The following is a 24,893-nucleotide window of genomic DNA, read 5'->3' as shown; positions in this document are numbered from 1 at the left end:
AACTCCTCGTTGAGTGGGGTCAGGAACGGACGAGCCGCGCGATGGCGGCGGACGCCTCGGCGATCTTGGCGCCGGCGGCGGCCCCGTCGTCATCGGTGCTGCTGGCGACGGCGTCGCGCACGCAGTGCCCGAGGTGGTCGTCGAGCAGGCCCAGGGCGACCGCTTGCAGCGCCTTGGTCGCCGCCGAGACCTGGGTCAGGACGTCGATGCAGTACGTGTCGTCCTCGACCATCCGGGCGATGCCGCGCACCTGGCCCTCGACCCGCTTGAGGCGCGCGAGCACCTGGTCCTTGTTGCCGGCGTAGCCCGTCATGACCTGAACGATACCCCTAGGGGGTACGAGTCACCACCCGCGGGAGCCGGGCTCACCCTTGAAGGGACCCACCACGTCAGCAGTGATCCAGCCGCCGTAGAAATCGCCGGCCTGAGCGCGCACCGGTTCGCCGTCGACCGTCGCCGAGTCGACCCGGCTCGGGTAGAAGGCGACGGCACCGCGCAGGTGCTCGTAGCCGGCGGTCGGCCGCTCGTAGGACCAGCCCACGCTCCGGTGACGCTCCCCGTCGACGACGGCGTCCCAGTAGGTCGCCGTCCCCTTCCACTCGCACCACGAGGCACCCTCGCCGCGCTGCAGCACCCCGGCGACGACGTCTTCGGAGGGCACGTAGTAGACCGGTGGGTGGCTGGTCTCGCAGACCCGGACGGCGCGGTCGGTGCGGGCGACGACGCGGCCGCCGAGGACGATCTCGACGCGGCGGCCGGTTCCCTCCGCCGAGGGCGGGCGCGGGTAGTCCCAGACGGACTCCTGGCCGTGGCCGACCGGATCGGGGCGCGGGGCGGGCATGCCGCGAGTGTGCGCCTGCGACTCAGGTCTGCGGCGTCCAGCCGTAAGTGACGTCGGGCAGGCCCTCCTCGTTGGCGCTGCCGTCGCCGGTGGCGAGCACCCGGGCGCCGGCGCGCTCGTAGAAGGCGCGGGCAGCGGTGTTGCGGGCGAAGACGTGCAAGGTCAGGCCGTCGGAGCGCTCGGCGCGGAGCTGGTCCAACAGCAGCCCGCCGATCCCCTGCCGGCGCCGGTCGGGACGCAGGTAGAGGTGCTCGAGGAGGCTGCCGCGCCGGGCGGCGAAGCCGACGACCGAGCCATCGGGGTCGGTGGCCAGCCAGGTGGTGCACTCGGCGAGGACGACGTGCTCCACCCACCAGCGGGTCTCCGCGTCGGTGTGCAGGTCGGGCAGCCACGGCATGGCCGTCGCCCGCGAGGCGAGGAAGACCTCGGTGATCGCGTCGGCGTCGTGCGCCACGGCCGGCCTGATCACGGCCGGGGCGTCGAGAGACACGTCAGCGTGGACGCTCAACCGGATGTTCACGCTGAGCTGCCACTCGACGTGCTCCTAGCGGCGGCGGGTGGTGGTGGCGCGCACGGACTTGCGATCGCGGCTGTGCTTGACCTTGAGCGCGACCACCAGGGCCATGGTCAGGCCGACGGCGCCGATCAGGGCGGTCCCGGGCGGGCTCTGCAGAAAGGCCAGCGCGGCGGCCTTGCCCTGCGCGGTCAGCCGCTTGGGGCTCCCCCGGTAGGACAGCTCGTCCAAGGTGGCCGCGAGGGACTCACGGGCGGCGTCGATCTCCTGCTGGATCTGCTCGGGGCTGCGCGGCACGGGCGACAGCCTGCCAGATCGGCGCCGAGACGGCCGGGCGGCCGTCCTCCTAGACTCGGCGACCGCGCGGGAGTGGTGTAACGGCAGCCACGCCAGACTTAGGATCTGGTGCCTTCGGGCGTGCGGGTTCGAATCCCGCCTCCCGCACAGCAGGAGCAGTCCTGGTCAGCTGAGCTGCTCCATGGCCTCGGCACGGAACTGGGCCAGGAACTGGTCCCGGGTGATCCCCCGGCGTTCCGCTTCCCGCTCGCAGAGCAGGGCGATGACCAGCGACGACTGGCGGACCACGTCGGCCCGGGTGTCCTCGTCCAGGCCACCGAGCACCTTGACCCAGGCCGCCCAGTCGCCGTCGCCGGCCGCCTCGGCCATCTCCAGGACCAGGCCGAATCGGCGCAGGGACTCCAGGTTCGCCATCGACCCTCCTCCCGGACCCGCCGGTCGCTGGGCACGGCCGGTCTGCCGCTGACCGTAGTGGCGACCCGTCGGGCGTCTGCTCAGGCCCTGGGCGACCCGGTGCCCCGGCTGTACACCGGGCAGGCGTCTCCTCCGCGCCGCCCTCCGGTAGCCAGTCGCCCACGACGAGGTCGACCTGCTTGCCGCACTCCGCCCGGAACGCGCCATGGGAGCCGAGCCCGACGTGGCCTTCACGGCCCTGGACCCCGGCCTCCCCGAGGCACTGACGGCGGGCCGGCCGATCGCCGCCCCGGGCGGGGGCTGAGCCCCGCCCGTGCCGGCGTCCGACCGGGGCGCCGTCGCGCTGCGTCGCGGTGAAAACCAGGCTCAGGTCGCTGGCCTGCTGCTTGAAGGCGTCCCCGGCGGTCGAGGGCAGGGCGACGGTCACCGCGAGGTGGTCGGTCACGGCGGCGGTCAGGCTCATCGGGGCGGTCAGGGCACCCCTGCGGACGACGGGACCGGCAGCCAGCACCGTGCGGACGAGTCGGCCTCCACCGTGTTCGTATGGCAGCAGATCGCGCTGGCCGCCGTTCTGGCCGCCGGCACGCTCATCTGCGCCGTCCTCTGGTTCTCCACCACCATGCTCGTGCTGGTCGCCGCCATCAACGTCGCCGTCGCCCTCGCCGTGGGCGCCAAGGCGCTGATCAGCACCGTCGGGACTGCCTGGGAAACCGTCGAGCAGGTCACCGACGCCGAGGTCGCCGCCCTCGTCGACACCGAGCTGCCCGTCTACACGATCCTCGTGCCGGTCTACAAGGAGGCCGGGATCGTCGGGCTGCTGATGCGCAACCTGGCCGACCTGGACTACCCGCGGGAGAAGTTGGAGATCCTGCTCCTGCTGGAGGAGGACGACCCGGAGACGCTGGCCGCTGCCCTGGCCGCCGCCCCGCCGGACTTCGTGCGCATCGTCGTGGTGCCGCACTCGATGCCGAAGACCAAGCCGCGTGCCTGCAACGTCGGGCTGGCGTTCGCCCACGGCGAGTACGTCGTCATCTACGACGCCGAGGACCGCCCGGACGCCGACCAGCTCAAGAAGTCGCTCATCGCCTTCCGCAAGGGTGGCGACGACCTGGTGTGCGTGCAGGCGGCGCTGAACTACTTCAACGCCAAGGAGAACCTGCTCACCCGCATGTTCACCCTGGAGTACTCCTCCTGGTTCGACTACACCCTCGCCGGGCTGGACAAGCTACGGCTGCCCATCCCGCTGGGCGGCACCAGCAACCACTTCCGCACCGACATGCTGCGCGACCTGGGTGGCTGGGACCCCTACAACGTCACCGAGGACGCCGACCTGGGCATCCGCGCCTCTGCCCAGGGGCACCGCGTCGCCGTCGTCAACTCCACGACGTACGAAGAGGCCAACATGGCCGTCGGCAACTGGATCCGCCAGCGCAGTCGCTGGATCAAGGGCTACATGCAGACGGTGCTGGTGCACACCCGCCACCCGTGGCGGTTGTTGGGCGCCGTCGGGCCCCGCCAGGCCGCCGGCTTCGCGCTGCTCATCGGCGGTACGCCGTTGATGTTCCTGGCCTCGCCATGGCTCTATGCGATGTTCGTCGTCCAGCTGATCTGGCCGGGCCTGCTCACCGGCACCCTGCCCTCGTGGCTGGTGACGGTCAGCATGGGCAACCTGCTGCTGGGCAACGGCGTGATCATCTACTTGTCGCTGCTGGCCGGATTCAAGCGCCGCAGCTACGCGCTGGTGCCCTTCGCCCTGTTCTCGCCGATCTACTGGCTGCTGCACTCGATCGCGGCCTACAAGGGCGCCTGGCAGCTGGTCACCAAGCCGTTCTACTGGGAGAAGACCAACCACGGGCTGTCCAGCCACGTTCAGCCCGAGCCCGTCGAGGTCCGCGGGGCCGTGCCCGCCGAGGACAGCGCGACCACGTGGTCCGCCGGCCGCCGGCACGCCGCTGCCGAGCGTCAGGACGGCGTCCGGCCCTCCGCCATCGCAGGCGGCCTGTCCCGCCTCGGGCTGAGCTCCGAGGAGCAGGCATGAACGACGTCGCCAACCCGCTCGCCGCGCTCCGGAGCGGGGCGTCGTCGGCCGAGGCGGAGAGCTTCGCCGAGGCCCGGGTCGCACTGGCCGTACGCGGGGCCACCCCGCCGCACGTGCCGATGCGACGGGTGCTGCTGACGTGCTCGGGGCTGCTGGTCACCGAGGTGGCCGTCATGCTGGCCACCGACCAGTCGCTGCACGACACCCTGCTGCCCGGCTACCTGATCCTGATGGTGGCCTTCGCACTGGTCTTCTGTCTCGGCGCGGTCACCGTGGCCGGCTTCCCTGCCGGCGCCGCCGCGGCCGGGCTGGTCGCTCTCGAGGTCGGCAACCTGCTGCCGCTGCTGGCCGGGGCCGCCCTCCTCGCACTGGTCTGCGGCGTCGCACCCGGCTGGGCGCGGGTGGAGGCCTGGCAGGCAGCGCACACAAAGCCGCTGACATCGGAGCAGGAGGCCGCCGTCGCCCAGCGCGGGCTCAACGGCGACGCCCGGCGCGGCTGGGCCCCCGGCGTGCGGCTGCGCAACTACTGGCGCGCCGACCGGGTGCTCGCCGCGTTCCTGGTGCTCGCCTTCCCACCCTCGATCATGGCGTTCGCGCTGTGGTTCGTCGGCTGGACCGCGACGCGCTGAGCCCGTCAGTCCGCCAGCACCTCGGCCAGCACCGGCACCAGTGCGGCGAACGCCTGGCCGCGGTGGCTGCGGGCGTCCTTCTCCGCCGGTTCCAGCTCGGCCGAGGTCCGGTCCAGCCGGGCGGGCACGAACACCGGGTCGTAGCCGAAGCCGTTGGTCCCGCGCGGCTCCCGGACGACGGTGCCCCGCCACTGCCGCTGCAGCACGTGCTCGGCGCCGTCCGGGGTGACCAGCGCGGCCGCGCAGACGAAGGCCCCACCGCGCCGGTCGTCGGGAACGTCGGCGAGCTGGCCGAGCAGCAGCGCGGTGTTCGCCGCGTCGTCCCCGTGCCGCCCCGACCAGCGGGCCGACAACACGCCCGGCATGCCGTTGAGGGCGTCGACGGTGATCCCGGAGTCGTCGGCCACCGCCGGCAGCCCGGTGTACCGGACCGCCTCCCGCGCCTTGAGCAGCGCGTTCTCCTCGAAGGTCGCACCGGTCTCCGGCGCCTCCGGGTACTCCGGGACGTCACGCAGGCCGACCACCTCCACGCCCGGGACGGCGGTGGCCAGCAGCCGCTGGAGCTCGGCGAGCTTGCCGGGGTTGCGGGTGGCCAGCAGCAGCCGGGTGGTCACCGGGCCAGCGCCTCGGCCTGGGCGCGGGTGAGCTGCGCGCAGCCGGCGACGGCGAGGTCGAGCAGCTGGTCGAGCGTGGCCCGGTCGAAGACGGCGCCCTCGGCGGTGCCCTGGACCTCGACGAAGCCGCCGTCGCCGGTGCAGACGACGTTCATGTCGGTGCCCGCCTTCACGTCCTCCTCGTAGGCGAGATCCAGCCGCGGTTCGCCGTCGATCACCCCGACGCTGACCGCGGCCACCGACCGCGGCAGCGGGGTGCCCTTCCCCAGTTTGCCGCGCTCGCCGAGCCAGGAGACAGCGTCGGCAAGGGCGACGTAGGAGCCGGTGATCGCAGCCGTCCGGGTGCCGCCGTCGGCCTGCAGGACGTCGCAGTCGATGGCGATGCTGTTCTCCCCCAGCGCCGCCAGGTCGATCGAGGCGCGCAGCGATCGGCCGATCAGCCGGCTGATCTCGTGGGTGCGCCCACCGATCTTCCCGCGCACGGACTCGCGGTCGTTGCGGGTGTGGGTGGCCCGGGGGAGCATCGAGTACTCGGCGGTGACCCAGCCCAGGCCCGAGCCGCGGCGCCAGCGCGGCACGCCCTCGGTCACGCTGGCCGCGCACAGCACCCGGGTGCGCCCGAACTCCACGAGCACCGACCCCTCGGCGTGGTCGAGCCAGTTGCGGGTGATGGTCACCGGACGGAGCTGGTCGGCGCTACGGCCGTCAGAGCGGGTCACGTGTCGGCAGCCTAGGCCGTGCTTGCCGGAGCGCGATGTGAGCCAGAGGATGACGCCTTCGCGGACGATTCCGCCCAGGTGGAGGACGGCCTTCGCGCGGCGATTGCACATCTCGGTGTCGAAGCCGTAGAGGGACCGCCGGCACGGACACCTGCCCGCACGGCCACAACTGGTCGACACGGTCCGGGATGGTCAGCGCGATGTCGCGGCGGATCAGCAAGCGGCAGTGCGCGATGACACCGCACGATGGCCTCGGCCATCGTGCGGTGTCATCTGCACGCATCACAGCGGTGGAGTGCGGACCAGGGCCGTTCGTGGCCCTGGTCGCCGCTCAGCGGCTCGCGGCCGGGAAGCGTTCCCAGACACGGTGCTTGGCCAGCAGTGCGACCACCTGCGCCAGCACCGCCGAGGGATCCTCGCCGAGGACCACGCCCGGCGTGCCGGCCGAGCAGCCAACGGCGGCGAAGGCGTCTACCGAGTCGGCCCAACCCCCCAGCGCCTTGCAGTGCCGGTAACCCTCCGAGAGCATCAACGCGATCCGCGGATCGAGCTGGGGTGTCGAGGGCGCGCCGGCTTTCGCGTCCATGGAGGGCGTGGCGTCCGGCGCCGGTGCGGGTGTGCCCGCGAGCAGGATCGCGTCGAACTCCACCGAGCGCGCGGTGAGGAAGGTGCGCTGGACGACGACCGGGTCACCGCTGCCGCCCCCGAGCATCCCGCCCGCCGGCGCGATCACCAAGGGCACCATGCCGCCGGCGAAGACTGCGTCCCGGACCGTCCGGACGGAGGCCAGGTCACTCGACTCGTCGGCCACGATGCCGATCACCCGGCCCGTGGTCGGCCACTCCTTGCCCACCTGGGAGAGCGCGGGGCTGGGCTGCACGTCGGCCGGCGGCTGGGTCGCGGCGGGGGCGGGCAGCCCCAGCCCGGCGGCGACGCCGGCGCACAGGTCGGCATCGATATTGGCCAGCGCCTGGAGCTGGCGCTCCTTGACCGACTGCTCGAAGCACTTGCCGAGCTCGAAGGTGTACGCCCGGACGGTGTGGTCCCTCTCCACCGGCGACAGGCTCAGCCAGAACATCCGAGGCTGGCTGAAGTGGTCGCCGAAAGACGCCGGGGACTCGCGGACCTTGGGCGCGACCTGCACCATGCGGGGCACGTCGATGAACGCGCTGCTGTCCGCGCCCGCGGGGAACGGGTTGCCGCCGTCCAGCGAGTTGGGCCGGTAGGGCGCGACGCCGGCCTGGACGCCGTCCTGGTGCCACCCGTCGCGCAGCATCGAATTGACCGGCGCATGGGGGCGGTTGATCGGTATCTGGGTGAAGTTGGGCCCACCCAGACGGATCAGCTGGGTGTCGAGGTAGGAGAACATCCGGCCCTGCAGGAGCGGGTCGTCGGTGGCGTCGATACCCCGGACGAAGTGGCCCGCGTGGAAGGCAGACTGTTCGGTCTCGGCGAAGTAGTTCGTGGGGTTGGCATCCAGGCGCAGCAGGCCGATCGGCTGGACCGGAGCGATCTCCTCCGGCACGAGCTTGGTCGCGTCCAGGAGGTCGATGCCCTGGAACATCTGGTCCTCGGTGTCCGGGAAGGTCTGGATCCCCATCTCCCACTCGGGGTAGGCGCCGGTCTCGATGGCGTTGGCCAGGTCCCGGCGGTGGAAGTCGGGGTCGACGCCGCTGGTCATCTGCGCCTCCTCCCAGAGCTGGGAGTGCACCCCGACCTTCGGCTTCCAGTGGAACTTGGCCAGGGTCGTCTCGCCGGCTTCGTTGACGAGCCGGAAGGTGTGAATGCCGAAACCGTCCATGGCCCGCCAGGAGTGCGGGATGCCGCGGTCGGACATCTGCCACATGGTGTGGTGCTGGGCCTCGGTGTGCAGCGAGACGAAGTCCCAGAACGTGTCGTGCGCGCTCTGCGCCTGCGGGATCTCCAGGTCAGGGTGCGGCTTCGCCGCGTGAGTCAGGTCGGGGAACTTGATCGCGTCCTGGATGAAGAACACCGGGATGTTGTTGCCGACGAGATCGTAGTTGCCCTCGTCGGTGTAGAACTTGATCGCGAATCCGCGGGTGTCGCGCACCGTGTCCGCCGAGCCGCGGTTGCCGTTGAAGTTGGAGAAGCGCACGAACACGGGCGTCTCGACGTTCTCGGCCAGGAAACCGGCACAGCTGACGCCGGACGCGCTGCCGTACGACTGGAAGATCCCGTGCGCGGCCGCCCCGCGGGCGTGCACCACACGCTCGGGGATGCGCTCGTGGTCGAAGTGCATCATCTTCTCGCGGAAATGGTGGTCCTGCATCAGCGTCGGGCCACGGGAGCCGGCCTTGAGCGAATGGTCGGTGTCGTGGAGCCGGACGCCCTGCTCGGTCGTCAGGTACGGGCCGGACTGGCCGCGCGCGTCGGCGGGGGCGCCCGTCGGCTTGCCCGTCGGCGACACCGCCTCCGGCGACCGGGTGCCGGACTTGGGCGGCAGCGGCTCCCGCGGCTGCGTCGGCTCCTCGACCGTGGGGGGCTCGCTCCCCGGCACACCGGGGATGACGTGGCCACTCGCGTGGGCCACGGCCTTGTGCACCCCCTCCACAGCGCCTTCGACCAGATTGACGGCCTTGGCCGACGGGTTGGTTCCGGACGGATTGTCGGACGACCGCATCGGTGCCTCACAGACAAATAATTTATTGCGTGCGGTTGAGTTGTGGGCTATTACCCGTCGGGCGACAGCCCATGCTCGTATTCGACGTCTTCTCCATGCCGATCTCCGACGCGGCGTACCAGGCCGTCGACCCGGTGAGCGCCCGGGTCGGCCCAGCTGGTGCCCCGGCTGCTGACGTCGGCCCTGCCGCCGGCCGCTGGCGGCTGCCGGGACCGCGACGCCGGTTCTGCTCCCATCGCGTCCTGTCCGAGCAGATGCGCGATGCTCCCGGCAACCACAGGATCGCCGTGTCATCGTCGCCGCATGCGATCAGAACTGCGCGCGGTCCGCACCGGCGGCGTTCCCTCCGTCGTGGACCTGACCGAGGAGTGCGCCGCCTTCGTGGCCGGGGAGGGCGACGGGCTGCTGCAGGTGTTCGTCCCGCACGCGACCGCGGGCATCGCGATCATCGAGACCGGCGCCGGCAGCGACGACGACCTGCTCGCCCAGCTCGACCAGCTGCTCCCCCGCGACGACCGCTGGCGGCACCGGCACGGTTCCGGTGGGCACGGCCGGGACCACGTGCTGCCGGCGTTCATTCCGCCGCACGCCACGGTCCCGGTGCTGGAGGGCCGGCTGGCGCTGGGCACCTGGCAGCGGATCTGCTTCGTCGACACCAACGTCGACAACCCCAGCCGGCACGTCCGGTTTTCCTTCCTCGCCGGCTGACGCACCCGCCGGGGAGCCGGACGGCTTTGGCCCGGTCGGCCGGGTGCGGGAGGATGCGGTTCATGACCGAGACCGACGTCGCCCCCGTCCGACTCAGCGCCGGTGACACCGCCCCGGAGTTCACGCTGCCTGACGCCGACAGCAACGCGGTGGCCCTGACCTCGTTCCGTGGACGGCGCGTCATCGTCTACTGCTACCCGGCGGCGCTCACCCCGGGCTGCACCACCCAGGCCGTCGACTTCACCGCCGCCGCCGGCGACCTCGCCGAGGCCGGGCTGGACATCATCGGCATCTCCCCCGACACCCCGGACAAGCTGAGTCGCTTCCGCGAGCAGGAGTCGCTGTCGATCACGCTGGTGTCCGACCCGGAGAAGGAGGTGCTGCGGGCCTACGGCGCGTACGGCCCGAAGAAGCTCTACGGCAAGGAGGTCGTCGGCGTGATCCGATCGACGTTCGTCATCGACGCCGAGGGCCGCATCGAGACGGCCGCCTACAACGTGAAGGCCACCGGGCACGTCGCCAAGTTGCGCCGCGACCTCGGGCTGGCGTGACGCCCGCAGGCCAACCTGCCCCCCGGCCCGGCCACCCACGCTCGTTCGGCTGCGTGCCGGGATCGACGCCTGGGACGGTTTCCCCGGCGATCCGCTCGTCGTGCCCGATCGCCGGCACACGCGCGAGGCGCTGGAGGCGTCCAGCGTGCTCCTCCCCGTGGCGAAGCGCCTGTAGCGGATCGCCCCCCAGCAGGGGCCCCGCTGGTCACGTCGGTCACTGAGGACGTTCCGGGGGGCCGGGCGTTCGCCGTCGCAGCCGGCTGGGCGTGCCTGCCGTTCGGATCGCGACCTGGTCGGGCGCGGCGGGACGCATCAGCGAACAGACCGACACCACCGGCCCGTGCGGTGATGGGCGCCGACCCGTGACCTCGCCCGCCACGGCCATCGGGGCTGCGGGCGGCGCGTTCCCCGGCGGCGCTGATGCAGGGCCGGCGTGATCGGTTCACGCCCGCCAGGTCCCCGGACGCGGCTGGCACTCCGACCCGCAGGGATGGCCAGCGTCCCAGGGAAACAGACCGTCGTCATGATCCCAGGTCAGCTGGAACGCCGGGACGGAGAAGTCGTCGGGCCGCTGGTAGTGCCGATTCGCCCCGAACAGGAACTCGCCGGGGTTGAGCACGACCTCGACCACCAATCGGCCGCCCCAGTCCTGGAACGTCAGCAACTCGCCGGGGACGAGGTCGCGACCATCGGTCACCAGCCCGGCGACGCGATTGAGGACGCCGTGGGCATTGTTCGATCCGATCCCGACGATCACCAGCTCCGGATGACCCAGGCCGAACAGGTCGACGGTGTAGCCGAACGCGGTTCCTCGGGTGTGTCTCCTGCCCCGATGTACTGCACCACCCAACGGTGGGCGCGGACGAGCTGGGCGTCCTCCTGGTCGAGCCAGGCGGTGATCTGTGGGTCCATCGTCATGCGCGCAGCTTCCGGTGCGGTACCGACGCGACCGCATCCACGCGAGCGTCCCTGTGGACGACGGGATGTCCTGGGGACAGCCGATCACCCGCTGGGCTGCTCCACCGTTACCAGGACCTCGGTGGCGGCCTCCTCCGGCGTCAGCGTCGTCGTGTCGATGACCAGGTCGACCATCGGCACCAGCCACGATCGGGCATCGGCGTAGGTGGCCACCCGCTCCAGCCGCCATGCGCGCACCTCGTCGGCAGCGTCGCCGTGTTCCGGTGATGCGTCGGCGAGGACGCGGCGGACCAGCTCGTCCGCGGCAACGTCCAGGAGCACCTGGTGCAACCGCACACCGCGGGTGCCGAGGCCGTCGACGATCTGCCGGACGTAGGCCTCCTGCAGCATGGTCATCGGCGCAAGGACCAGGCGACGGCCGTCAGCATCAAGGGCTGCCGCCGTCGCCACGACCAGCTCCCGCCACTCCGGGAGGTCCTGAAAGTCGCCGGTCGGGACCGGCGGGGTCCGCTGCAGCAGGTAGCCGACCTCCTCCGGGTCGAAGAGCACGACGTCCGGACGCTGCCGGCGCAGTTCCGCTGCAACCGCGGACTTCCCGGCGCCGAACGCCCCGTGCAACCAGAGGATCACCCGGCGACCGTAACGATGGCCCACCAGGTGACCGCCGATCATGGGGCGGGCTGGTCGTCCTGTGCCGCACGGGCGCGGGCCCGCCGCTTGCCCTCGTGCATGGCTGCCACCCGGGCGACCGGGATGGCAGCGCCCTCGGCAACCAGGTCGGCGGGCAGTTCCTGCGGCTCGGGCAGCGAAGCAGCCCACGGATCGCCTTCGGTGCGCCGGGCCCGCGCGGTGGTCACGGTGAGGTCGGCGGGCACGACGTGGCCGAGCTCGTCCCAGCCCAGTGGCGTGGACACCGGCAGACCGGGGCGGGCCCGCGGGCTGTAGGCGGCCACGATCGTGCCCTGACCGGAGCGGGTGGAGTCGACGAACACCTTCCCGTCCCGCTCCTCCTTGAGGTAGGCCGTGGTGGCGCGCTCCTGGCCCAGCCGCGCGGTCCGGGCGGCCAGCGCCCGGGTCGCCGCAGCGACGTCCTCGTTGTGCGCGCCCCGCACCGGCACCACCACGTGCAGCCCCTTGGCGCCACTGGTCTTCACCGCGCCGGCCAGTCCGGCCTCGGCCAGCGCCTGCCGGACCAGCGCCGCGACGGCCACCACCTGCTCGAAGCCCGCGCCCTCCGGCGGGTCCAGGTCCAGCACGAGGCCGGTGGGGGTGTCCTCGCCGATCCGGGTGAACGGCACATGGAACTCCACGGCGCGCTGGTTGGCCAGCCACAGCAGGGTCCGGCGGTCGTCACAGACGACGAAGTGGACGTCGCGGTGTGCGGCCGCCGACCAGATGTCGACGGTGCGCACCCACTCCGGGGCGCCCTTCGGCACATTCTTCTGCATGAACGGCGCCGCGCCCGGCCGCACCCGAACGACCGACAGCGCCCGGCCGGCGAGCAGCGGCACCAGCTTGTCGGCGACGGCGTCGAGGTGGTCGACCAGGGCGCCCTTGGTCACGTCGAGCCCATCGCCCAGCGGGGAGTCCAGGCTGGTCAACCGGACGCCGTCCCGTTCGTCGTCCGTCACAAGCCCACCGTGCCCGGGTCGCGGCGGACGGGCAAACCCGGCGCGTCGGCCGTCCTCCCCCACCGCAGGGGGACCTACCCGGTGGCCGGCTGCCCGATAGGTCCCCCGACGATCAGGTGACCTGATCCCCGGGGCGCTCAGATGTCGTAGACCGCTGCATGCCGCGCGAGCTCCGCGGCGGGGAAGACCTCCCGCGCCGCCGCCAGCTGCGTGTCGGCGTCCACCCAGGCCGGCACGTGAGTGATCAGCAGCCGGCCGACCCCGGCGGCGGCAGCGTGCTCACCGGCCTGCCGGCCGGTCAGGTGCAGCCCCGGTGGCAGGTCGGGGGCCTCGGGGAAGGCGGCCTCGGACAGCAGCACGTCCGCGCCCCGGGCCAGGGCGACGACGGCCTCGCTGGGGCCGGTGTCGCCGGTGTAGACCAGCGAACGGCCGCCGGCGGTCAGCCGCACCGCGTAGCACTCCACCGGGTGCGCGGTGCGGGCCGTGGACACCTCGAAGGGCCCCAGCGCCCACGTCCCCGGCCCGATGGGAGTCACGTCGAAGACGTCCTCGATGGAGCCGTCATCGGGGCCGTAGGCCACCGACAGCCGCCGGTCGGCGCCCACCGGCGCGTAGAGCGGCACCGCCGTCGGGGCCGACTGCCCGGAGTAGCGGTGCCACACGATGAAGGGAGCGACGTCCAGGCAGTGGTCGGCGTGCAGGTGGGACAGGTAGACGGCGTCCACCGACGCGGGGTCGCTGAGCGCCAGTAGCGACCCGAAGGCACCGTTGCCCAGGTCGAGCACCAGGCTGAACCCGTCCTGCTCGACGAGGTAGCAGGAGGCCGGTGAGACCGGACCCGGGGCGCTGCCGGAGCAGCCGACGACGGTCAGCCGCACGTCGAAACCGCCACCCGCCCTGTCCCCGTGCCCATGTCGCCGGTCAGGCTAGCCGTGCTCGCGGGGAGCGCGCAGCAGGGCTCATGCCCAGAGCTGACCCTCCAAGGCGGCGGTCGCCTCGTCAAGAGTGCCGGCGTAGGCACCCGTGGACAGGTACTTCCAGCCACCGTCGCAGACGATGAAGACGATGTCGGCCTTGCGCCCGGCCGCGACCTCCTTGTCCGCGATGCCCAGCGCCGCGTGCAGGATCGCGCCGGTCGAGATGCCAGCGAAGATCCCCTCGCGCTCCACCAGCTGGCGGGTGCGGTGCACGGCGTCGTCCGGACCGACGGAGAACCGGGAGTCCAGCAGGGATGCGTCGTAGAGCTCGGGGATGAAGCCCTCGTCGATGTTGCGCAGGCCGTAGACGAGCTCGCCGTAGCGGGGCTCGGCGGCGATCACCTGCACGCCGGGCTTGTGCTCGCGCAGGTAGCGGGAGACGCCCATCAGCGTGCCGGTGGTGCCCAGCCCGGCGACGAAGTGGGTGATCGAGGGCATGTCGGCCAGGATCTCCGGACCGGTGCCGGTGTAGTGCGCCTCGGCGTTGGCCGGGTTGCCGTACTGGTAGAGCATCACCCAGTCCGCGTGCTCGGCGGCCAGCCCCTTGGCCATGGCGACGGCCTGGTTGCTGCCGCCCGCGGCCGGGGAGCTGATGATCTGCGCGCCGTACATCTCCAGCAGCTGACGCCGCTCGATCGAGGTGTTCTCCGGCATGACGCAGATCAGCCGGTAGCCGCGCTGACGGGCCACCATGGCCAGCGAGATGCCGGTGTTGCCGCTGGTCGGCTCCAGGATCGTCGCCCCGGGCCCCAGCTTCCCCTCCTTCTCCGCCGCCTCGATCATCGCGATGGCCGCGCGGTCCTTGATCGAACCGGTCGGGTTGTGGTCCTCGAGCTTGGCCCACAGCCGGACGTCGGGCGTGGGCGAGAGCGACGGCAGCCCCACCAGCGGGGTGTTGCCGAGGGAGTCGATGAGGGAGGCGAAGCGGGCCATGGGAGATCTCCTGGGATGGACGGGTCCTGCGGCGGAGCGGCTCCTGGATGAGCTACAGGACGGCGAAGCCGTTCCGCCGACACCGGAGGTGGATCGGTCAGCAGCCGCCCGCGACCGCCGGGAGGATCGTCACCGAGTCGCCGTCCTTGACGGCGGTGTCCAGCGCACCGGTGAAGCGCACGTCCTCGTCGTTGACGTAGACGTTGACGAAGCGGTGCAGCTTCCCCTCGTCGGTGACCAGGCGGCCCTTGATGCCGGGGTGCTGCGCGTCGAGGTCGTCGACCAGCGCACCGAGGGTGACGCCGCTGCCCTCGACGGTCTTGTTGCCGCCGGTGTGGGTGCGCAAGATGGTGGGAATCCGGACCTGGATGGCCATGCTGGGCGTGCTCCTTCTGAGAGATGGGACGGGCCGCGCCGGCGCGATCGAAGCGCTGGGCGGTGCGACTGCAGGCGGCAACGCCGCACCAGGGCCGGGGATTCCGCCGGCCGTCGGGGGCCCTCTTGCAGGGCACCGCCGCGAGCTTGCGAGCGGTGGGTGGCAGGAGGGTCCTTCTTCAGTCGTAGACGACGGACGTCGGCGAGTGGCCGAACAGGTAGGACTCGACGACCTCGACTTCCTCCTCGCTCACCTCGCCGTCGACGATGCGGAAGCTGCGGAACTCGACGTCGTCGCCGGCCTGGCCGGTCTGCGCGCCGTGCTCGCGGGTGGAGACCAGCACGTAGTGCGCCTCGGGCTCGGAGGCGTAGCTGATGTCGGTGCGGGAGGGACGGGCCTCGGTGGCGGTGTGCGAGTGGTAGATGACCACCGGCACCTCGTCCCGGTCGTCCATCTGCCGGTAGAGCCTCAGCAGGTCGGCGCTGTCGAACTCGTAGAACGTGGGCGACCGGGCGGCGTTGAGCATCGGGATGAACCGCTCGGGCCGGTCGCTGCCCTCGGTGCCGGCCACGACACCACAGGCCTCGTCCGGATGGTCTGTCCGGGCGTGGGCCACGATGGCGTCGTAGGTCGCGCGGTCGATGCGCAGCACGCCCCGGAGTCTAGGCCGGGTCCCCGGCGGGCTCGCCGCCTGCCCCGTCCGCCCTCCGCAACTGGGAAGCCCAGCCGCTGCGGGGAGAACGGGCTGCGGCGCGCGCATGTCCAGCCGATAGCGTCGGGCCCCGTGGTCCTCGAGGTGCTGATGGTCGTCGGCGTGCTGCTCGTCCCCGTGCCGGCCCTCGCGGTGGGCGGCGCCGGGCTGCTCAAGCGCACCGGCCGGTCCAGCCTCGACGCCCGAGCCGACCGGATCGAGTTCAGCCTGCTGGTCACCGGGCGGGCGCTGTCGCTGGTGCTTCTCTTCACGTTGTCCGGCATCACCCTGCTGTCCTGCATCGGTGGGCTCGTCAAGGGCCTCACCGTGCCGAGCCTGGTCTACGTCTTCTTCGTCGCCGACCTGCTGATCGCCGTGCTGGTACTGCTCACCTTCGGCCGCCGAGACCGGCGGCGAGCGCGTCGACCAAGGACCCCTGCACGGCGGTGAGCCAGTAGTAGACGGTCAGCTGGGACCCCTCCTCCCCTGTCCCGTCCCCTGATGGGTCGATCTCGGGGGGCTCCGTCTCGGCGGAGATGCCCAGCCGGGTGCCCAGCGCCAGCCGCAGGTCGTTGGTCGTGCGCAGCCAGGCGCGGGCCTGGTCGGCGTCCAGCCGGACCTCCCCGCCCTGCGGCGGCAGCGTGGCCCGGACCAGGGCCAGGTCGTCGGCCTTGCCCTCGCGCAGGGCGGACTCGGTGAGCTCGCGATAGTCGGCGGCCACCTCGAGGTCCTCGTGCCCGGCCGGGAGGAGCCGGTCGAGCACCGGGTCACCACCGGCGTCCTCGGCGTCGGCGGTGAGCAGCTGCTCGAGCTGGTCGAGCAGCAACCCGACGATGCTGGCCTCGGCGTCGACGAAGCGGGCGACGACCGCGTCCCCGCGGCGGCGGAAGGGCTTCATGAGTCGCGCTGGAAGGTGGCCCAGAGCCCGTAGGCGTGCAGCCGGTTGGTGTCGTGCTCCATGCGTTCGCGCGGGCCGGAGCTGACGATGGCCTTCCCCTCGTTGTGCACCTGCAGCATCAGCTCGGTGGCGGTGGGCTCGTCGTAGCCGAACAGCTCCTGCAGCACGAACGTCACGTAGTTCATCAGGTTGACCGGGTCGTCCCAGACCAGGGTGACCCACGGGCGGTCGACCTGGAACTCCTCCCCGGTCGTCGTCTCGGGGGTGCGCTCGGGCGCGATGGGTCCGGCCACCCGACCACTCTAGGACGACCTCACCGGACGCTCCAGGCGCCGGCCACCTATCGTGCTGGTCCATGCTGCCGAGCCCCTCGTCCAGCCCGTGGCTGACCAGCCCTGTGCTGCTCACCGACCGGTACGAGCTGACGATGCTGGGCGCGGCGCTGGCCGACGGGACGGCGGAGCGGAACTCGGTCTTCGAGGTGTTCGCCCGGCGTCTGCCGCACGGCCGCCGCTACGGCGTGCTCGCCGGGACCGGCCGGTTCCTCGACGCCCTGGCCGACTTCCGCTTCGGCGACGCCGAGCTGGAGGCGCTCCGTGCCCAGGGCGTCGACGCCCCGCGGCTGCTGGACCACCTGGCCGGCTTCGAGTTCACCGGCGACGTCGACGGCTACGCCGAGGGCGACTTCTACTTCCCTGGCTCCCCCGTGCTGACCGTGCGGGCGCCGTTCGGCCAGGCGGTGCTGCTGGAGACCCTCGCGCTGTCGGTGCTCAACCACGACAGCGCGATCGCCTCCGCCGGGGCGCGGATGGTGGGCGCGGCGTGTGGCCGGCCGTGCATCGAGATGGGCTCCCGGCGGACCCACGAGGAGGCCGCGGTCGCGGCCGCCCGGGCCGCGGTCCTGGTCGGCTTCTCGGCGACGTCGAACCTGGCCGCCGGGGCGCGCTACGGCATCCCCACCACCGGCACCAGCGCGCACGCCTTCACGCTGCTGCACGACGACGAGGCCGCCGCCTTCCGCGCCCAGGTCGACACCCTCGGCGTCGGCACCACGCTGCTGGTCGACACCTACGACACCGAGCAGGGCATCCGGACGGCGGTGGCGGTCGCCGGCCCCCAGCTCGGCGCCGTCCGGCTGGACTCCGGTGACCTGACGGTGCAGGCGACCCGGGCGCGAGAGCTGCTGGACTCCCTCGGCGCCACGTCGACCAAGGTGATCGTGACCAGTGACCTGGACGAGTACGCCATCGCCGCCCTGGCCGCGGCGCCGGTCGACGGCTACGGCGTGGGCACCTCGCTGGTGACCGGCTCGGGATCGCCGACGATGGGGATGGTCTACAAGCTCGTCGAGCGGGACGGCGTGCCGGTGGCCAAGAACTCTGAAGGCAAGCGCTCGGTGGGCGGCCGCAAGCACGCCGTCCGCAGGCACGACGCGGGCGGGACGGCGACCGCGGAGGTGGTCAGCTCCGCACTGCTGCAGCCGGCCGGGCACGACCGGGAGTTGCTCGTGCCCCTGGTCCGCGGTGGCACGCTGGTCGAGACCCGGTCGCCGGCCGAGGCGCTGCAGGCCGCCGCTGCACACCACCGGCGGGTACGCGACACCCTGCCGGACGAGGCCTGGTCGCTGAGCCGCGGTGAGCCGGTCATCGACACCGTCACCGCCTGAGAGAACACCCCCTGCCCCCACCACTCGCGAACTCGCGGCGGGACCCTGCAGGGGGCCGTCCTCCTCACCCCTCGCAAGCTCGGGGTGAGCCTCCGGGACGGGGCCGGGGCAGGATGGGCGCATGAGCCGAGCCCTGGTGGTGGTGGACGTGCAGAACGACTTCTGCGAGGGCGGCAGCCTGGCCGTCGCCGGTGGCGCCGCGGTGGCCCGGGCGATCAGCGCCCACGTCGCCGGCAGCGGGTACGCCCACGTGGTGGCGACCCGCGACCACCACATCGACCCGGCTGCCCACTTCGCGGTCGCCCCGGACTTCCTGGAGACCTGGCCGGCGCACTGCGTGGTCGGTACCGACGGCGTCGAGCTGCACCCGGACCTGGATCGGGGCCCGATCGAGGCGGTCTTCGACAAGGGCGAGTACGCCGCGGCCTACTCGGGGTTCGAGGGCAGCTGCGAGGGCACCGGCCTGACCGACTGGTTCCGGGCGTACGGCGTGGACGCCGTGGACGTCGTCGGGATCGCCACCGACCACTGCGTCCGGGCCACCGCCCTGGACGCCGTGGCCGCGGGTCTGTCCACGCGGGTGCTGCTGCGTCTCACGGCAGGCGTGTCCGAGAGCACCACCGAGGCCGCCCTCGACCAGCTCCGCACGGCTGGTGTCGAGTTGTTGGGCGAAGTGGGACAAGTCGGCTGACGTTCCGGGTCACGCAACCACCGACTCGCGGCGAGAGCCGCTCCGGATCGACGACCGGGTCCGGAAGCCTCGTCGAGGAAGGCCGGGCAACGGCTCAACGGCGGCCGGGCACGACTCGTGGCCGCGGTGTCATCCGGAGGATGACAGTGACCCCGCGTCCAAGACCTCCTCGCGCGTGAACCCCAGTACCTGCAGCACGGCGTCCAGGTAGGGCAGGTTCAGCGCCGCGTGCGCCTGCTCGCGCACCACCGCCTTGGCATTGAACGCGATGCCCAGCCCGGCGGCGTTGAGCATGTCCAGGTCGTTGGCCCCATCGCCCACTGCCACGGTCTGCTCCATGGGAATGCCGTGCTCGGCGGCGAAGCGAGCCAGCGCCCGGGCCTTGCCGGCGCGGTCGACCACCTCGCCGACGAGCCCGCCGGTCAGCCGCCCGTCGACCACCTCCAGGGTGTTCGCCGCGGCGAAGTCCAGGCCCAGCGCCGCGGCCAGCGGGTCGGTGATCTGGGTGAAGCCACCGCTGACGATGCCGCACCGGAACCCGGAGTGCTGCAGCGTGCGGATCAACGTGCGTGCGCCCGGGGTCAGCACCAGATGCTCGCGGACCTCGTCGAGCACGGTGGCCGGCAATCCCGCCAGGGCGGCGACCCGGGCTCGCAGCGACTCCTCGAAGTCCAGCTCGCCGTTCATCGCCGCCGCGGTGATCCGGGCGACCTCGGCCGCCCGGCCCGCCCGCGCGGCCAGCTCGTCGATCACCTCGCCGCGGACCAGCGTGGAGTCGACGTCCAGCACGATGAGCCGCTTGTTGCGCCGGGACAGCCCGGCCTGCTCGACGGCGACGTCAGTGCCGGTCTCGGCCGCCACCGTGGCCAGTGCGGTCCGCAGCTCGGTGGAGCCGGCGCCCGAGACGGTCAGCTCGAAGCTGGTGACCGGGTAGTCCGACAGCCGCCGGATCGCGTCGATGTTGCCGCCGACGGCGGCGATCGCCCGAGCCGCCCCGGCAACGGCCGCCGGTGGCACCGGACGGCCCAACACGATGACGTGGTGCGGCCGACCGGACCGCGGCCGGGACGCCGGCGCCGGCTGCGAGGCCTCCACGGTGACCGACATCCCGGTGGCCACGGACACCTCGGCGGCCAGCCCGCTGAGCCGTTCCACCAGTGCGGCGACGTTCCCCGCCGCGCCGTCCCCGATCTCCCGGACGACGACACCGAGAGCGAGCTGGCCGTGCACAACGACCTGCTCGACGTCGACGACCTCCACCGCGCGCGGGCCGGCGGACTGCAGTGCGGCGAACAGTGCCGCGGTGACGCCCGGCCGGTCGACGCCGGTGACCGTCAGCTGCGCCCCGGGCAGGGCAGCATCCGTCGGGCGGACGGACGGCGCATCGTGCGGCGCGGAGCGGTCGGTCACCCGGTCATCGTGCCGGACCGGCAGGAACGCCCCGGCAGCCACCCGGGACGCCGAACGCCCCGCCGGCCGGATGGCTGGCGGGGCGTTCGTGGATGGCCCCGTCCGGCCCCGTCCAGAGGCTCGCCCCGAGCTAGCGAGGGGTGGGGAGGACGGGGTCCTTCAACCGAGCGTGCGAGGGGTGGAGAGGAGGGGGTCCTTCCTCAGAAGGGATCGGGGTCGTTGGGCCCCTGCCGCTTTCCGCTGCCGTTGCTGAGTTCACTGGCGTACGGCTCATGCCGCTTGCCGGCGTGCGCCTCGACCTGCAGCCGCTCCTGCAGGTGCGGGTAGTGCAGCTCGAACGCGGGGCGCTCGGACCGGATCCGCGGGATCTCGATGAAGTTGTGCCGCGGCGGCGGGGAGGACGTCGCCCACTCCAGCGAGTTGCCGTGACCCCAGGGGTCATCGCGCAGGGCGAGCTTCCCGTGCTTCCAGGACTTCACCACGTTGTAGACGAACGGGATCGTCGAGGCGCCCAGGATGAACGACCCGATCGTGGAGATCGTGTGCATCGTGGTGAAGCCGTCGGAGGGCTGGTAGTCGGCGTACCGGCGCGGCATGCCCTCGTCACCCAGCCAGTGCTGGATGAGGAAGGTGGCGTGGAAGCCGATGAAGGTAAGCCAGAAGTGCAGCTTGCCCAGCTTCTCGTCCATCATCCGGCCGCACATCTTCGGGAACCAGAAGTAGATGCCCGAGTAGGCGGAGAAGACCACGGTCCCGAAGACGACGTAGTGGAAGTGGGCGACGACGAAGTAGCTGTCGTTGAGGTGCCAGTCCAGCGGCGGTGAGGCCAGCAGCACGCCGGTCAGCCCACCGAGCAGGAACGTGATGAGGAAGCCGATCGCGAACAGCATCGGAGCCTCGAACGTCAGCTGCCCCCGCCACATGGTGCCGATCCAGTTGAAGAACTTGATCCCCGTCGGGACGGCGATCAGGTACGTCATGAAGCTGAAGAAAGGCAGCAGCACCGCGCCGGTGGCGAACATGTGGTGCGCCCAGACGGCGACCGACAGGGCCGTGATGGCGATCAGGGCGAAGACCATGCCCTTGTAGCCGAACAGCGGCTTGCGGCTGAAGACGGGGATGACCTCACTGATGATGCCGAAGAACGGCAACGCGATGATGTAGACCTCGGGATGGCCAAAGAACCAGAAGAGGTGCTGCCAGAGCATCGGACCGCCGTTGGCTGCCGAGTAGACCTGGGCCCCGAGGTGACGGTCGGCCAGCAGCGCCATCAGCGCGGCGGTCAGGATCGGGAACGCCAGCAGGACCAGCACGCTCGTCACCAGCGAGGCCCAGGTGAACAGCGACATCCGGAACATGGTCATGCCAGGCGCGCGCAGGCAGACGATGGTGGCGATGAAGTTGACGCCACCCAGGATGGTGCCCAGACCACTGACCGCGAGGCCGGCGATCCACAGGTCACCGCCGGCGCCCGGGCTGTGTGCCCCGGTCGACAGCGGGGTGTAGGCGTACCAGCCGAAGTCGGCGGCACCACCGGGGGTGAGGAATCCGGAGACCGCGATGGCCGAGCCGAAGAAGAACAGCCAGAACGAGAACGCGTTCAGCCGCGGAAAGGCGACGTCGGGGGCACCCAGCTGCAGCGGCATGATCAGGTTCGCGAAGGCGAAGAACAGCGGCGTCGCGAAGAACAGCAGCATGATCGTGCCGTGCATGGTCACCAGCTGGTTGTACTGCTCGGGCGAGAGGTACTGCAGGCCCGGCCGAGCCAGTTCGCCGCGCATCAGCAGCGCCATCAGACCGCCGACGAAGAACCAGACGAAGGCAACCGTCAGGTACATCATGCCGATGGTCTTGTGGTCGGTGGTGTGCAGGAAACCGAGGAGCCGCGAGCCCTTTTCAGCCTCGTGCGCCGGGCTCGGCCGGCTCACGATCGGGGCGGGTGCGATCGTCACGAGCGGAGCTTAGACGGTGCTGTGGTCGGCCGTGCGGCGGGCGATGGCGGCTCGCTGGGCGCGTCCCCCCTGCCCACTGGAGGCCACGCGATCACACCTCCCCCGCGACCTGCGCACCAACGGCCCGCGCCTCCCCGCCGGTCCCGCACCCCGGCGGCGTTCACCCGTCCGGGCGACGCGGCGACTTCGACCGGACCGGGGGTTTCGGTGGCTGTAGGGACGGGCATTGATGATCTTGCGCTGGAGGGTCCAGCGCACGACGGCAACGGCCGTCATGCGTAGGAGGCTCACATGGACGTTCTCTGGAACATCATCGTGCTGATCGTGATCGGCGCCATCGCCGGTTTCATCGCCCGAGCGGTGATCCCTGGTAAGCAGGACATCGGCATCGTGCCCACGATCGTCCTCGGCATCATCGGGTCCGTGGTCGGCAACCTGCTCGGCAGCCTGATCTTCGAGCCGCACCGGTTCGAGCTCGGCACCTCCGGCATCATCGGCTCGATCATCGGCGCCATCGTCGTGCTGGGGATCTACGTCTTCGCCACGAACAAGAAGCGCGTCACCCGCTGACCTGACGCCAGCGCAGCACCACCTCATCGAGGGCCCGGCCGTTCGGCCGGGCCCTCGCTGTGTTCAGGACGCAGCCGCAGACTCGCTGGGTCGGCCGGGCGCGTAGGTGGTGACGTCCACCGACACCGTGACCCGCACGCTCGCCGGCAGCCGCCCGATCGCGGCGGCGAGCTCGTCGGCCGTCCGGTGCCGGGCGTGCGGCCCCATGCCGACCAGCGTCCGCACCGCCGGGTGGTCCAGGACCAGCTCCTCGCGGACAGCCGTGGCGGCGACCGGGCGCAGGTGCGGTCCGAGGGTCGCGGCCAGCCGGCCGGCCTTGTCCGGGTCGACGTGCAGCAACCCCAACGGGCCGACCAGCTCCGCGAGGTGCTCTGCGGCCGGGGTCACCACGACCAGGCGGCCCTCCGGCGCCAGCACCCGGACGGTCTCCGCCCCGTTGCGCGGCGCGAACACCACGAGCACCCGGTCCAGCGCGCCCGACCGCACCGGCCAGCGCGACCAGGTGTCGGCGACGACGGCGATCGCCCGGGGATGCGCCCGGGCTGCCCGCCGGGCCGCGTACCGGGAGGCGTCGAGCACTACCCCGACCGCACGGGGAGCCCGGTCCAGCACGCCGGCCAGGTGCGCCCCGGTGCCCCCGCCGGCGTCCAGCACCGCCCGCGGGACGCCGTTGGCGAGCACCGCATCAGCGAGGGTCGAGGTGAGTTCCGCGTAGTGCCCGGCGGCCAGGAAGTCCACCCGGTCGGCCACCATCCCCGCGGAGTCGCCGGCGTGCGGGCTGCCGCCGGCCGGCAGCAGGGTGACGTGCCCCTGCCGGGCCCGGTCGAAGGAGTGGCCCTGCGGGCACCGCACCCCCGGGCCGGCGACCGTCAGGTCCTCGCCGCACACCGGGCAGGCCAGCAGCGCGACGGCCGCGGGCAGCAGGTCGGGCAGCGTGCCGGTCACCGGGCGGGCCGGCGCGCCGGCACGGGGTGCAGCACCACGTCGGTGAGCCGGCCGTCGCAGGCCACGGCGGTCAGGTAGGTGCCGTACGGCTGGCGCCGCCGGTCGGTGGGCGAACCGGGGTTGAGCAGCCGGAGCCCGGTCGCGGTCGTGGTGTCCCAGGGGATGTGACTGTGCCCGAAGACCAGGACGTCGACGTCCGGGAACCGCTGCGCGCAGCGCCGCTCGCGACCGGCCGCGTCCCCCGTCTCGTGGACGACGGCGAAGCGCACCCCGCCGAGCTCCACCCGGGCGACCGCCGGCAGGCGCTCGCGGAGGGCGCCGTGGTCGTTGTTCCCGCAGACTCCCACCAGCCGCCGGGCGCGACCCTCGAGCTCGTCGAACATGGCCATGTCGACCCAGTCGCCGGCGTGCACGACGACGTCCGCCGACTCGATCTCCGACCACAGCGAATGAGGAAGATCACGAGCGCGCTTCGGGACGTGGGTGTCTGAGATGAACACCACGGAAACCGGCACCACTGCATCGTCGCAGGCCGCTACCTTCGTGCCGCAGTCCAACCTGGCCCTGGTCGGGGTGGGCGAGCACGACACCGGCGCGGCCAGCGCGGTGCTGCAGGCCGTCCAGCAGATCGGCGCCTCGATCGGCACCGCACTGCTGGCGACGCTGTCGGTGGGCGCCATCACCGCGGCGCCGGTCGACAACCCGCCGACAATCCGTCCGCGGTGCTGGAGGCCCACATCGCCGGCTACCCGACGGCGTTCACGTGGGCCGCGGTGCTGCTGCTCATCGGCGCGCTGGTCTCCGCGGTGCTGATCAAGGCCACCAAGGAGGACCTGCCGACCGGCGCCCCGGTGCACGCCGGCTGAAGAAGGACCCCGTCCCGCGCCGCAGCCCCGTCCGGGGCTTCCCTGAGCTTGCGAAGGGATGCGGGACGGGGTCCATCCTTCTAGAGCGTGTCTGCCAAAGATTGGCGGGTTGGTGGGCGACGCTGGACGAATGTTGCGTACCGACGAGATCCCGGACGAGTTGTGGGAGTTGATCCAGCCGGTGCTGCCTGCCGGCGGTCATCAGGGCCGGCCGTGGAATGACCACCGACTGACGCTCGAGGCGATCATCTGGCGGTACCGCACCGGGTCGCCGTGGCGTGACCTGCCCGATCACTTCGGGGCGTGGCAATCGGTGTGGGAACGCCACCGTCGCTGGTCTGACGACGGCACCTACGTGCGGATGTTCGCCGCGGTGCGCGCCGCAGCCCCTGAGCGCGATGAG

At 72.0% G+C, this 24,893-nt stretch carries 32 protein-coding genes and 1 tRNA gene; 11 read left to right on the top strand and 22 right to left on the bottom strand.

Annotated features, from left to right (window positions below; all coding sequences use genetic code 11):
• Positions 1–19: 19 nt before the first annotated feature.
• From BLW04_RS15905 to BLW04_RS15890, 4 genes are read right to left on the bottom strand one after another with little or no spacing between them, the layout of a single operon-like run.
• Positions 20–313, bottom strand: a complete 294-nt coding sequence (locus BLW04_RS15905) for a metal-sensitive transcriptional regulator (RefSeq protein WP_091543224.1) — start codon at positions 311–313, stop codon at positions 20–22.
• A 30-nt stretch (positions 314–343) separates the two neighbouring features.
• Entirely contained in the window at positions 344–841 is a 498-nt protein-coding gene (locus tag BLW04_RS15900) for a DUF427 domain-containing protein (RefSeq protein ID WP_091543222.1), read from the bottom strand.
• A gap of 22 nt (positions 842–863) precedes the next feature.
• The gene (locus BLW04_RS15895) at positions 864–1,331 is read right to left on the bottom strand and encodes a GNAT family N-acetyltransferase (RefSeq protein ID WP_217631076.1); all 468 of its coding nucleotides are present in this window, start codon (positions 1,329–1,331) and stop codon (positions 864–866) included.
• A 54-nt stretch (positions 1,332–1,385) separates the two neighbouring features.
• Positions 1,386–1,652, bottom strand: a complete 267-nt coding sequence (locus BLW04_RS15890) for a DUF3618 domain-containing protein (RefSeq protein WP_091543219.1) — start codon at positions 1,650–1,652, stop codon at positions 1,386–1,388.
• A 66-nt stretch (positions 1,653–1,718) separates the two neighbouring features.
• Between BLW04_RS15890 and BLW04_RS15885 the strand changes: the two genes are divergently transcribed.
• Positions 1,719–1,799, top strand: a tRNA-Leu gene (locus BLW04_RS15885).
• 18 nt (positions 1,800–1,817) lie between these two features.
• Here BLW04_RS15885 and BLW04_RS15880 read toward each other — a convergent pair.
• The gene (locus tag BLW04_RS15880; RefSeq protein ID WP_091543213.1) at positions 1,818–2,066 is read right to left on the bottom strand and encodes a hypothetical protein; all 249 of its coding nucleotides are present in this window, start codon (positions 2,064–2,066) and stop codon (positions 1,818–1,820) included.
• Between the two features lie 313 nt (positions 2,067–2,379).
• Between BLW04_RS15880 and BLW04_RS15875 the strand changes: the two genes are divergently transcribed.
• Both BLW04_RS15875 and BLW04_RS15870 read left to right on the top strand, forming a co-directional pair.
• Positions 2,380–4,104: a glycosyltransferase gene (locus BLW04_RS15875; protein WP_217631075.1), complete on the top strand. Its 1,725-nt coding sequence runs from the start codon at positions 2,380–2,382 to the stop codon at positions 4,102–4,104.
• Positions 4,101–4,733 (top strand): hypothetical protein, encoded by a 633-nt coding sequence (locus BLW04_RS15870; protein WP_091543211.1) that lies wholly within the window; start codon positions 4,101–4,103, stop codon positions 4,731–4,733. Before BLW04_RS15875 ends, BLW04_RS15870 begins: the two co-directional genes overlap by 4 nt.
• 5 nt (positions 4,734–4,738) lie before the next feature.
• On the opposite strand, the gene rdgB is transcribed toward BLW04_RS15870, so the two are convergent.
• The 3 genes from rdgB to BLW04_RS15855 all read right to left on the bottom strand — a co-directional run bounded on the left by rdgB (position 4,739) and on the right by BLW04_RS15855 (position 8,707).
• A complete protein-coding gene (rdgB, locus tag BLW04_RS15865; protein WP_091543208.1) occupies positions 4,739–5,347 on the bottom strand; it encodes an RdgB/HAM1 family non-canonical purine NTP pyrophosphatase in 609 nt (202 codons plus the stop codon).
• A complete protein-coding gene (rph, locus tag BLW04_RS15860; protein WP_091543204.1) occupies positions 5,344–6,066 on the bottom strand; it encodes a ribonuclease PH in 723 nt (240 codons plus the stop codon). The genes rdgB and rph overlap by 4 nt, the downstream gene beginning before the upstream one ends.
• A gap of 331 nt (positions 6,067–6,397) precedes the next feature.
• Positions 6,398–8,707, bottom strand: coding sequence for a catalase (locus tag BLW04_RS15855; RefSeq protein WP_091543201.1), 2,310 nt, complete (start codon positions 8,705–8,707; stop codon positions 6,398–6,400).
• Between the two features lie 303 nt (positions 8,708–9,010).
• Between BLW04_RS15855 and BLW04_RS15850 the strand changes: the two genes are divergently transcribed.
• Both BLW04_RS15850 and bcp read left to right on the top strand, forming a co-directional pair.
• On the top strand, positions 9,011–9,415 hold the full coding sequence (locus BLW04_RS15850) for a YjbQ family protein (protein ID WP_091543199.1): 405 nt from the start codon (positions 9,011–9,013) through the stop codon (positions 9,413–9,415).
• Between the two features lie 62 nt (positions 9,416–9,477).
• The gene (gene bcp, locus BLW04_RS15845) at positions 9,478–9,966 is read left to right on the top strand and encodes a thioredoxin-dependent thiol peroxidase (RefSeq protein ID WP_091543197.1); all 489 of its coding nucleotides are present in this window, start codon (positions 9,478–9,480) and stop codon (positions 9,964–9,966) included.
• Positions 9,967–10,408: 442 nt separating this feature from the next.
• Here bcp and BLW04_RS15835 read toward each other — a convergent pair whose 3' ends face one another.
• From BLW04_RS15835 to BLW04_RS15805, 8 genes are all read right to left on the bottom strand, one after another.
• Positions 10,409–10,741, bottom strand: a complete 333-nt coding sequence (locus BLW04_RS15835; protein ID WP_254781659.1) for a DUF4262 domain-containing protein — start codon at positions 10,739–10,741, stop codon at positions 10,409–10,411.
• Complete coding sequence (locus tag BLW04_RS28545; protein WP_254781663.1) at positions 10,720–10,884, bottom strand: hypothetical protein; 165 nt, start codon at positions 10,882–10,884, stop codon at positions 10,720–10,722. Before BLW04_RS28545 ends, BLW04_RS15835 begins: the two co-directional genes overlap by 22 nt.
• Positions 10,885–10,968: 84 nt before the next feature.
• Positions 10,969–11,514, bottom strand: a complete 546-nt coding sequence (locus tag BLW04_RS15830; protein ID WP_139306862.1) for an AAA family ATPase — start codon at positions 11,512–11,514, stop codon at positions 10,969–10,971.
• Positions 11,515–11,552: 38 nt separating this feature from the next.
• Positions 11,553–12,515, bottom strand: coding sequence for a DNA polymerase domain-containing protein (locus BLW04_RS15825; RefSeq protein WP_091543192.1), 963 nt, complete (start codon positions 12,513–12,515; stop codon positions 11,553–11,555).
• Positions 12,516–12,652: 137 nt separating this feature from the next.
• Positions 12,653–13,393: an MBL fold metallo-hydrolase gene (locus BLW04_RS15820; protein WP_091543190.1), complete on the bottom strand. Its 741-nt coding sequence runs from the start codon at positions 13,391–13,393 to the stop codon at positions 12,653–12,655.
• Between the two features lie 81 nt (positions 13,394–13,474).
• Positions 13,475–14,425 (bottom strand): PLP-dependent cysteine synthase family protein, encoded by a 951-nt coding sequence (locus tag BLW04_RS15815; RefSeq protein ID WP_091543188.1) that lies wholly within the window; start codon positions 14,423–14,425, stop codon positions 13,475–13,477.
• A 97-nt stretch (positions 14,426–14,522) separates the two neighbouring features.
• Complete coding sequence (locus tag BLW04_RS15810; protein WP_091543186.1) at positions 14,523–14,801, bottom strand: MoaD/ThiS family protein; 279 nt, start codon at positions 14,799–14,801, stop codon at positions 14,523–14,525.
• A gap of 178 nt (positions 14,802–14,979) precedes the next feature.
• The gene (locus tag BLW04_RS15805; RefSeq protein WP_091543183.1) at positions 14,980–15,453 is read right to left on the bottom strand and encodes a M67 family metallopeptidase; all 474 of its coding nucleotides are present in this window, start codon (positions 15,451–15,453) and stop codon (positions 14,980–14,982) included.
• Between the two features lie 132 nt (positions 15,454–15,585).
• On the opposite strand from BLW04_RS15805, the gene BLW04_RS15800 reads away from it, so the two are divergent.
• Positions 15,586–15,942, top strand: a complete 357-nt coding sequence (locus tag BLW04_RS15800) for a hypothetical protein (RefSeq protein ID WP_091543181.1) — start codon at positions 15,586–15,588, stop codon at positions 15,940–15,942.
• On the opposite strand, the gene BLW04_RS15795 is transcribed toward BLW04_RS15800, so the two are convergent.
• Together BLW04_RS15795 and clpS are read right to left on the bottom strand one after the other, a co-directional pair.
• Positions 15,881–16,390 carry a DUF2017 family protein gene (locus BLW04_RS15795; RefSeq protein ID WP_091543179.1) on the bottom strand — a complete coding sequence of 170 codons (510 nt, stop codon included), beginning with the start codon at positions 16,388–16,390 and terminating at the stop codon, positions 15,881–15,883. The two genes, BLW04_RS15800 and BLW04_RS15795, sit on opposite strands and share 62 nt — an antisense overlap.
• Positions 16,387–16,683, bottom strand: coding sequence for an ATP-dependent Clp protease adapter ClpS (gene clpS / locus BLW04_RS15790; protein WP_091543177.1), 297 nt, complete (start codon positions 16,681–16,683; stop codon positions 16,387–16,389). The genes BLW04_RS15795 and clpS overlap by 4 nt, the downstream gene beginning before the upstream one ends.
• Positions 16,684–16,745: 62 nt before the next feature.
• Between clpS and BLW04_RS15785 the strand changes: the two genes are divergently transcribed.
• A complete protein-coding gene (locus BLW04_RS15785; RefSeq protein ID WP_091543175.1) occupies positions 16,746–18,056 on the top strand; it encodes a nicotinate phosphoribosyltransferase in 1,311 nt (436 codons plus the stop codon).
• Between the two features lie 121 nt (positions 18,057–18,177).
• Positions 18,178–18,747 carry an isochorismatase family protein gene (locus BLW04_RS15780; protein WP_091543173.1) on the top strand — a complete coding sequence of 190 codons (570 nt, stop codon included), beginning with the start codon at positions 18,178–18,180 and terminating at the stop codon, positions 18,745–18,747.
• A 129-nt stretch (positions 18,748–18,876) separates the two neighbouring features.
• Here the strand turns inward: BLW04_RS15780 and serB are convergent, their stop codons facing one another.
• Together serB and ctaD are read right to left on the bottom strand one after the other, a co-directional pair.
• Positions 18,877–20,157, bottom strand: a complete 1,281-nt coding sequence (gene serB / locus BLW04_RS15775; protein WP_091543281.1) for a phosphoserine phosphatase SerB — start codon at positions 20,155–20,157, stop codon at positions 18,877–18,879.
• A 200-nt stretch (positions 20,158–20,357) separates the two neighbouring features.
• The gene (ctaD, locus tag BLW04_RS15770) at positions 20,358–22,109 is read right to left on the bottom strand and encodes an aa3-type cytochrome oxidase subunit I (RefSeq protein WP_091543171.1); all 1,752 of its coding nucleotides are present in this window, start codon (positions 22,107–22,109) and stop codon (positions 20,358–20,360) included.
• Between the two features lie 291 nt (positions 22,110–22,400).
• Between ctaD and BLW04_RS15765 the strand changes: the two genes are divergently transcribed.
• Positions 22,401–22,679, top strand: a complete 279-nt coding sequence (locus BLW04_RS15765; RefSeq protein WP_091543168.1) for a GlsB/YeaQ/YmgE family stress response membrane protein — start codon at positions 22,401–22,403, stop codon at positions 22,677–22,679.
• A 63-nt stretch (positions 22,680–22,742) separates the two neighbouring features.
• Here the strand turns inward: BLW04_RS15765 and BLW04_RS15760 are convergent, their stop codons facing one another.
• Positions 22,743–23,624: a putative RNA methyltransferase gene (locus BLW04_RS15760; RefSeq protein WP_305777661.1), complete on the bottom strand. Its 882-nt coding sequence runs from the start codon at positions 23,622–23,624 to the stop codon at positions 22,743–22,745.
• A complete protein-coding gene (locus BLW04_RS15755) occupies positions 23,621–24,325 on the bottom strand; it encodes a metallophosphoesterase family protein (RefSeq protein WP_305777660.1) in 705 nt (234 codons plus the stop codon). The genes BLW04_RS15760 and BLW04_RS15755 overlap by 4 nt, the downstream gene beginning before the upstream one ends.
• A gap of 21 nt (positions 24,326–24,346) precedes the next feature.
• Here BLW04_RS15755 and BLW04_RS26825 point away from each other — a divergent pair, with 21 nt between their 5' ends.
• Together BLW04_RS26825 and BLW04_RS15750 are read left to right on the top strand one after the other, a co-directional pair.
• On the top strand, positions 24,347–24,490 hold the full coding sequence (locus BLW04_RS26825) for a hypothetical protein (RefSeq protein ID WP_175484084.1): 144 nt from the start codon (positions 24,347–24,349) through the stop codon (positions 24,488–24,490).
• Between the two features lie 130 nt (positions 24,491–24,620).
• Positions 24,621–24,893: transposase (locus BLW04_RS15750; protein WP_175484083.1), on the top strand; the 273-nt coding region annotated here is incomplete at its 3' end.

It is taken from the genome of Modestobacter sp. DSM 44400, from assembly GCF_900107175.1.
Classification (GTDB): domain Bacteria; phylum Actinomycetota; class Actinomycetes; order Mycobacteriales; family Geodermatophilaceae; genus Modestobacter.
Note: the sequence above shows the minus strand (reverse complement) of the source record. Positions and strands in the feature narration are given on the sequence as shown.